The sequence below is a fragment of the Streptomyces panacea genome (assembly GCF_040560175.1).
Classification (GTDB): Bacteria; Actinomycetota; Actinomycetes; order Streptomycetales; family Streptomycetaceae; genus Streptomyces; species Streptomyces panacea.
Genome location: NZ_JARJHW010000264.1, coordinates 1 through 7,956 on the forward strand (window position 1 = coordinate 1; position 7,956 = coordinate 7,956).

General features: G+C 71.4%; 7 protein-coding genes. 4 read left to right on the plus strand and 3 right to left on the minus strand.

All coding sequences use genetic code 11. The annotated features are described in order from the left end of the window. Positions 1 to 74 precede the first annotated feature (74 nt). Positions 75 to 1,055, plus strand: coding sequence for a DUF5926 family protein (locus P3L51_RS33810; RefSeq protein WP_354609177.1), 981 nt, complete (start codon positions 75 to 77; stop codon positions 1,053 to 1,055). A 282-nt stretch (positions 1,056 to 1,337) separates the two neighbouring features. Here the strand turns inward: P3L51_RS33810 and P3L51_RS33815 are convergent, their stop codons facing one another. Both P3L51_RS33815 and P3L51_RS33820 read right to left on the minus strand, forming a co-directional pair. Next, positions 1,338 to 1,865, minus strand: a complete 528-nt coding sequence (locus P3L51_RS33815) for a hypothetical protein (protein WP_354609178.1) — start codon at positions 1,863 to 1,865, stop codon at positions 1,338 to 1,340. A gap of 198 nt (positions 1,866 to 2,063) precedes the next feature. Beyond that, entirely contained in the window at positions 2,064 to 2,747 is a 684-nt protein-coding gene (locus P3L51_RS33820) for a bifunctional DNA primase/polymerase (RefSeq protein WP_354609179.1), read from the minus strand. Positions 2,748 to 3,267: 520 nt separating this feature from the next. On the opposite strand from P3L51_RS33820, the gene P3L51_RS33825 reads away from it, so the two are divergent. Together P3L51_RS33825 and P3L51_RS33830 are read left to right on the plus strand one after the other, a co-directional pair. Next, positions 3,268 to 4,794 carry a PP2C family protein-serine/threonine phosphatase gene (locus P3L51_RS33825; RefSeq protein ID WP_354609180.1) on the plus strand — a complete coding sequence of 509 codons (1,527 nt, stop codon included), beginning with the start codon at positions 3,268 to 3,270 and terminating at the stop codon, positions 4,792 to 4,794. Between the two features lie 144 nt (positions 4,795 to 4,938). Beyond that, on the plus strand, positions 4,939 to 6,471 hold the full coding sequence (locus P3L51_RS33830; RefSeq protein WP_354609181.1) for an aminopeptidase P family protein: 1,533 nt from the start codon (positions 4,939 to 4,941) through the stop codon (positions 6,469 to 6,471). 109 nt (positions 6,472 to 6,580) lie between these two features. Here the strand turns inward: P3L51_RS33830 and P3L51_RS33835 are convergent, their stop codons facing one another. Continuing rightward, on the minus strand, positions 6,581 to 7,066 hold the full coding sequence (locus tag P3L51_RS33835; protein WP_354609182.1) for an ATP-binding protein: 486 nt from the start codon (positions 7,064 to 7,066) through the stop codon (positions 6,581 to 6,583). A 192-nt stretch (positions 7,067 to 7,258) separates the two neighbouring features. On the opposite strand from P3L51_RS33835, the gene P3L51_RS33840 reads away from it, so the two are divergent. Continuing rightward, a partial coding sequence (locus P3L51_RS33840; protein WP_354609183.1) for a hypothetical protein occupies positions 7,259 to 7,956 on the plus strand: 698 nt, incomplete at its 3' end.

Sequence of the window (7,956 nt, forward strand, 5' to 3'; positions counted from 1 at the left end):
TGCGCCCACGGTGATACGCGGTACGGCTAGGCTCGCGCCCGACACCGCACTGCCGCTATCGGGAGAAGCCCACCATGGCCAAGAAGCGCCCCCAGACCAAGGCCGCGAAGGCTCAGTCCGCGAAAGCTCAGCTCACGGACGGGCCGATTCCGGTCGTGGGGGCCCGTGAGCCCTGCCCGTGCGGCTCGGGCCGCCGCTACAAGGCCTGTCACGGCCGTGCCGCCGCACATGCCGTCACCGAGCTGGTCCAGCGCCCCTTCGACGGGCTGGCCGGCGAGTGCGACTGGGTCGCGCTGCGCGAGCTGGTGCCCGCCGCGACCGCCGAACTGACGCTCAAGGGCGGCCTGCCGGACGGCGTACCGTCCGTGACCCTCGCGACCGTGCTGCCGATGGCCTGGCCCGCGCTGCGCCGCGACGACGGCTCCGTGCTGCTCGCCCTCCAGAACGACACCTCGTCCGGCGACCTCAGCCGCGACCTCGCCGACACGCTCCGGCGGGCGCTGAGCGCCGAGCCCGGCAACCCGGTCGCCGCACAGCGCGTTCCGGCCGACGGGCCGCGCCTTCAGGACCTGCTGGACCCGGCGGCCGACTTCGCGCCGGTCGTCCACCCGGGCTTCGAGTTCTGGGTGCCGGACGCCGAGAACGCGACCCCCGAGGTGACCGCGTCGCTGGAGCGCGCCAACGCCGCCGCCATCCCGACGGTGAAACTCACCGGCACGGACGCCGCGTACTGGTGCGAGACGCCCGACAAGAACCACCTGCGCTGGGCCATGCCGCACCCCGAGGAGAAGCTGCTCGACGCGCTCGCCCGGCTGCACGCCGCCGGTACGTCGAGCCTCGGCGAGGGCACGCGGCTGGTCGGCTCCTTCCGGGCGCACGGGCTCACGGTGCCGGTCTGGGACCTGCCGAGCGCGATGCGCGCCGAGGACTGCGAGAAGCCCGCGGCGGAGCTCCAGGAGCGACTGACGGCCGCCCTCGCGGTGGACGCTCCGCTGACCGGGGACGAGCGCCGGGCGCGCGGCGGGCTCACCAACCGCCAGGTGACCCTCAGCTGATCCTCAGCTAAGGCTCAAGAAATTCATCGCCCACGGTGACAGTCGTCACAACTGCCCGTACCGGCAAGTAATTTCTTGTCCGAATACATCAGATCGAATTTGCTAACCGTCGATCTCTTGTTACCGTTCTAGAAGTCCGGTCGCTGGTGCATCCCCCGTCGCCAGCGACCGGGCGTCTTCGTTCCCCGGCGGTGTTCGTGCAATTTCCGGAGTGAAGACTGCAGAGTTGTCGCGCCGTTGCCGCGCCTCTCGGCCGTCACTTCCGCGAACCGACCGGGCGCCTCAACTGGCAGACGGAGCAGCCGAGTTGCTACCGGATCTGAGCAACAGCGGCCCGGTCCCGTCGGCACTTCCCGCGAACTCCGCGACCGCCCAGTACCGCGCCGGCTTTCCCACTGTGCGTTCACGCGGAGTTTCACAAGAACCCGGCTCGTCGCCGTCTTCCACCGCGCAGTGGGACTGCACGGTCCGCCCGCCGGGCCCCATCAGGCTGAGCACGGAACGCAATTCCCCACCTGATGCATTCCGGTAGTACGTACGGCCCCAGGTGTCCCCGTTCTCACTGAGAACACAGGTCTGGGCCTCGATCCCGTCACGCGACGTGAGCGCGGGGCCGCAGCGCTCGACGGCCGCCGCGTCGCCGTTCTCCGGCTCCTGGAGCGTGACCGTCGGCGCCGCACGGGGCGTGTCGGCCCCGTAGCGCGCCATGGGGCCGACCGACGGACCGCCCGCGGGTCCCGCGGACGCGGCCAGCGGCAGCAGGGCGGTGAACACCACCACGGTGGCGAGCCCGATCACACGGAGATTCATGGGGCCCACCTGCCACTGCCGGGGAGATCTTGACCGTCGGCCGAAGATATCGGCGTCATCGGGCCACCCGGCGCGCCGCGCGCCCATTTCCCGTACAACTCCGGCCACCTCGCACCCGTTCGAGTGACAGCCGCAACGAAAGCCGGGCCGCACCTCGAAGGTGCGGCCCGGCATGTCGGTGCGTACGCACCCCCGTACTCAGTAGGAGAGCCTGCTGCCGCCGTCCGGCGCGCTCGTGCTCGCCTCGACCAGCGCGTCCACGACCGCCTCCACGTCCGGCAGCCATGGCGACGCCGAGCCGGGCAGTGGCGCCCGCTCCCAGCGCACCTGACCGCCGACCGCCTCGGACGGCGGGAGCACCAGATAGCCGCCCTCGCCGTGGAAGCGGAGCGAGCTGGGCACCCAGTCCTTGGCGAAGAGCAGCTCGCCGAGCCGTTCCAGGGTGTACGGGGCCACCAGCAGCGACCAGCGCGTGGGGGTCGCCACGACCGGGCCGAGGCGCATCCCCATCTGGTCCAGTGCCACCAGCGCACGCTCCCCGGCGGCAGCGGGCAGACTCACCGCGCACGGCGCGGTGCCTCCGGTGGCCATCACGAGCGGGGCCGTGGGCCGGTTGGCCCACCACCAGCGCACCATGCGCTCGTCGGTCGTCGCGGCCAGCAGGCCGGGGTCGAAGGGGTGCGCGCCGGGTACGGCGCACTCAAGGTCCGGGCAGGCGCAGCCGAGGCCACGATCACCCCGGCCGCCGGACGTCTTCAGGCCGGCTCCGGGAAGTACGGGCCACTGCCACGCCGTGGCGCACGTCAGCGCCGCTTCGAGTGGGGCAGGCATCCCCTTGCGCCTGAACAGGAGCCTGCGTCGCCTTCCGAGGATCTCGCGCATAAGCGCTCGTTCCTTTCCGTTGAACGCCGAGGTCCCCATGCCACACCGGAAAATCTGTGTGCATGGCTTCACTGTGCGTATCGCTGTGCGTACAGTCGACGTATGCCGTCGACGCTTCGCCGCCCCTTTGGACGGGGCACAGTCGGACTTCGCCAACCTGCGGCTGGACTCACCGCTCCTGGGCCGAACGCAGTCTGTCTTCGTTAGCGCGTAGCGACGGGTGGCGCACTCAACGGTCTGTCGATCCTGCTGTGACAGCCCCGCCACTCCGGGATGGCGCGCGAGCTACGGCGGTTAAGACGCCGAAGCCGTCCGTCAGGTTCCGGGGCCGTCCCAACTGCCCCTGTCCGTCACCGTTTACGTACCCATCACGTGCGGGATGACGCTCCTCCACGATGTCGCCCACGCTTCACCGCGGAGGCTCATGTCGAGTTCCCTCAGTCGATCGCAGAATACTGCGTTGGGGTCATTTTCTCGCCAACCTAACCGTCGCACAGACACCAGTGGTTCCGCCAGGACAATGCTGGACATCGCCTCAGTTGTGCGTGTACATGTGGATGCACTGATAGTGGCGCAGTATCACCTGGTGGTTTGCGCTGCTATTGCGCGAAACGCACCAGTCAGAAAGCCGGTTGCCATGAGCGCTCCGCACATGCCGAAAGTGGCTGGAATCGATTCAGCAGTTCCGGCTCCCGCGCACACTGCCCCGCCCCTCGACGAGTCCGCCGGCGCACCCGTGGTCATGATCCAGGACCGGCTGGCCGGCTGGGTCTCCGATCTGACCACCCTCCACGAGCTCACGGAACGCCTGGCCAGGACAGGTTCCGTGGACGCGGCGCTCAACGAGGTCGTACGGGCGGGAGCCGCCCTCGTCGGCTCCTCGCGCGGTCTGGTCGTCCTCGAACCGGCGCCCCGCGCGGACGAGCACCTCCCCCGCGCGACCGTCGCACTCGGCCTCAGCCACTCCGACCTCGGCCAGCTGGAGACCGTACCGCGCGACGCGACCTCCTACGGACGGCTCCTCGACGACACCACGGAGCCCGGGACCGCGGCCGAGTCCGTCGGCGACGTGCTCGGCGACCCGGACCTCGACCCGCTGCACCGCGACGTGGCCCGCCGGCTCGGCTACAGCGCCACGTACGCGGTCTCCCTGACGGCCGAGACGGCGGGACGGATCGGCGCCGCGGTCTGGTTTTACGACGAACCCGCCGAACCGGTGGAAAGACAGCGCCATCTGGTGGGTCTCTACGCCCGGTACGCCGCCGAGCATCTGGCGCGCCTCCTGGAGCTGGAGATCGCCCGGGCGCGCGAGGCCACGATCGCCGACGAGCTGCTGCCCAGCAGACTCCCCCGGGTGCCCGGCGTACGGCTCGCCGTACGGCACCGCACGAGCGGGTACGGCGGCGGCGACTGGTACGACGCACTGCCGCTGCCCGAGGGCGCGCTGGGGCTGGCCGTCGGCTCGGTGAGCGGGTCGGGACCGAGCGCCCTGGCCGCGACGGGGCGGCTGCGCGCCTCCCTGCGGGCGTACGCGGTGATGGAGGGCGAGGACCCCGTCGCCGTACTGTCCGACCTCGAACTGCTGCTGCGGCTGACCGAGCCGGCGCGCACCGCCACCGCCCTCTTCGCCTACGCCGAACCGGCGCTGCGCAAGATCGTGCTCGCCGGGGCCGGGCACGCGCCGCCGCTGATCGTGGGGGAGCGGCGTACGGAGTTCGTCGAGACGACGCTGTCGGCGCCCCTGGGGATGCTGTCCTGCTGGGAGGCACCGAGCGTGGAGCTGTCGCCCGCGCCAGGAGAAACGGTGCTGCTGTACACGGACGGGCTGCTGCGGCGCACCGGCGACCCGATGGACCGGGCCTTCGCCCGGCTGCACGCGGCGGCCGCGAGTGTGCCCAGGAGCCTGCGGGACGATCCGGGGGCGATCGCCGACCACGTGCTGCGGCTGGTGCTGCCCGAGGGACTCGACGAGGCCGTCCCCGGCACGGGCACCCGTCCCGGCGGGAGCGCGGAGGACGTCGTGGTCCTGGCCGCCCTCTTCGACTGAACCGGACCGTCTCCCTCCGGCCGGTCCGCCCGTCCCGTCCGCCCGTCCGCCGAGTTGTCCACAGGCCCCCTGGCCTGTCCCCCGTACAGACATACGATGGTGCCGGGACCCGAAAGGTCCAATGTCGTACAGAGGAGGCAGACCGTGGCCGAGGAGCTCATCCCGGAAAAGCCGGAGACCCCGGAATCGCTGGGAAATCAGGACACAGTGCTCGATGACGCCGACGAGGCGTCGGCCGAGAAGCCCGTCAAGAAGCGTAAGAACGGCCTGTACATGAGCGTGTCCGACGAGCTGGCCGAGAACATGAAGTCGGGCTGGGCCGACACGGAGCTCCATGATCTGGAGCCCATCGCACAGGCGACGCACACCGCGGCCCGCCGTGCCGAGCTGTCCGCGCGATTCCCGGGCGACCGCCTGGTGATCCCCGCGGGCGGTCTGAAGACCCGGTCCAATGACACGGAGTACAGCTTCCGTCCCTCCACGGAGTACGCGTATCTCACCGGTGACCAGACGGAGGACGGCGTCCTCGTGCTGGAGCCGGCGCCCGGCGGCGACGGCCACCTGGCGACGGTCTATCTGACCCCCCGCTCCAACCGGGGGAACGGCGAATTCTGGCTCGACGGCCGCCAGGGCGAGCTGTGGGTCGGCCGCCGGCACTCGCTCGCCGAGGCCGAGCAGCTGCTCGGCCTGCCCGCGAAGGACGTACGGGAGCTGGCCGGGGCACTGCGCGAGGCGACCGGCCCGGTGCGGGCCGTCCGCGGGCACGACGCGGTCATCGAGGCCGCGCTGGCCGACAAGGTCACGGCGGAGCGCGACGAGGAGCTGCGCGTCCATCTCTCCGAGGCGCGCGCGGTGAAGGACGACTTCGAGATCGGCGAGCTCCAGAAGGCCGTCGACTCGACCGTCCGCGGCTTCGAGGACGTCGTACGGATCCTCGACAAGGCCGAGGCGACCAGCGAGCGCTACATCGAGGGAACGTTCTTCCTGCGCGCCCGCGTCGAGGGCAACGACATCGGCTACGGCTCGATCTGCGCCGCGGGACCGCACGCCACCACCCTGCACTGGGTGCGCAACGACGGGGACGTGCGCTCCGGGGATCTGCTCCTGCTCGACGCCGGCGTGGAGACCCACACGCTCTACACCGCCGACGTCACGCGCACCCTGCCGATCAACGGCCGGTTCGACGCGTTGCAGCGCAAGATCTACGACGCGGTGTACGAGTCGCAGGAGGCCGGTATCGCCGCGGTGAAGCCGGGCGCGAAGTACCGGGACTTCCACGACGCCTCGCAGCGCGTGCTCGCCGAGAGGCTCGTCGAGTGGGGCCTCCTCGACGGGCCGGTCGAGCGGGTCCTGGAGCTGGGTCTCCAGCGCCGCTGGACGCTGCACGGCACGGGGCACATGCTCGGCCTGGACGTCCACGACTGCGCGGCCGCGCGGACGGAGGCGTACGTGGACGGGACGCTGGAGCCCGGTATGTGCCTGACCGTCGAGCCGGGGCTGTACTTCCAGGCGGACGACCTCACGGTGCCGGAGGAGTACCGGGGCATCGGGGTCCGGATCGAGGACGACATCCTCGTCACGGAGGACGGCAACCGGAATCTGTCGGCCGGGCTGCCGCGTACGTCGTCCGACGTGGAGGCGTGGATGGCGGCCACCAAGGCCACCGAACAGGGCTGAGACCGGGTACGGAAGCAGGTCCCGGCCCGGACGGCCGTCGGCCCGGCCGCGCGCGACGCGCGGCCCGGCCGGCGGGCTGGTCGGGTTCGTGTACGCCCGCTCCGGAGGGTCAGACCCCTGCGGTCGTACCGCGCAAAGCCACCAGCGGGGTCTCCTCGCGCCACTTCAGGATCTTGTCGAAGCTGATCACCGCGCCCCGCCCCGGCCTGTTCCGGCAGTGGACGTGGTCCGCGAGCTGCTCGATCAGCGACAGCCCCCGCCCGTCCTCGGCGGTCGAGGGGGCAAAGGCGGGCGGCCGCCGGACGGCCCGGCGGGAGGGAAATCCCGGCCCGGAGTCGGACACTTCGATACGGCACTTCTCGCCGTCCAGATACGCGGTCACCCGATACGCCTCCGACGCCCGGGACGGTGCGCCGGGCCCGTCGTCACCGCCGTGCTCGACGGCGTTCGCGCAGGCCTCGGTCAGTGCGACGGACAGATCGAAGGAAATGGCGGGGTCGACGCCCGCGGTCTCCATGGTGCCGATCAGAAGACGGCGCGCGAGCGGGACGCTCGCGGCTTCGCGCCGCAAATGGAGGGACCACCAGATGCTCATGCTCCAGCCTCCTGGCCACAGCTCGACATACCGATACGTATTGCCCCTGTAGGCGATTCGTAAGCACATCGATCCCGTGAAACAACTCATTCGGCGGACGCGCATGACGCGTCCACCGTTGTACGGGACAGAGGGTGATCTTCCGGACCTGCCGTATGAAGCCGCCGACCGCAGTGCGATGATGACCCGGCCATGCCGGATCGTGTCGCACACGCCGGAGCCGGTCTGCGGCTCATGAGGACCGCGGTGTTCACCGCGGTCTGTGTCGTGCTGTCCGCGACGGGACATGTGCTCGCGGCCTGTCAGGCCGTCCCCTGGTGGACGCTCGTCATCGGTTTCGCCGGTGTCTTCGCCGTGGCCGCGCCGCTCGCCGGGCGCGCCCGTTCACTGCCCTCCATCGCGCTCGCCCTGACGGGTGGGCAGCTCGCGCTGCACGCCCTGTTCGGGATGAGCCAGCACCACCTCGCGATGCGCGGCAGCGCCGACGACGTACTGGTCCGCATGGCGGCGAAGCTGATCTGCGGCGCCGGCCCGGCGTCGCTGACCCCCGGCGACGCGCACCGCATCGTGACCGACGCCGGGATCGACCCGGCCACCGTCGGCGGCGGGCTCGCGCAGGGCGGCCACCTGCACGGTGGCGCGTCCGCGACGGCCGCCCGGGCGGCGGCCGACGGGACCGGCGGGGCGGCCGGGCTGCTGCCCGAGCTGCCCAGCCTGCCCATGTTCCTCGCGCACCTGCTGGCCGCCCTCGCGACCGGCTGGCTCATGCGCCGCGGCGACCTCGCGCTCGCCCGGCTCGCGACGCTCTCGACCCCCGGTTTCGGCGACGGCTTCGGCGAAGCCGTCGCCGACAACGCGCGGCTGCGGGCACTACGGGCCGCCCTCGGTCT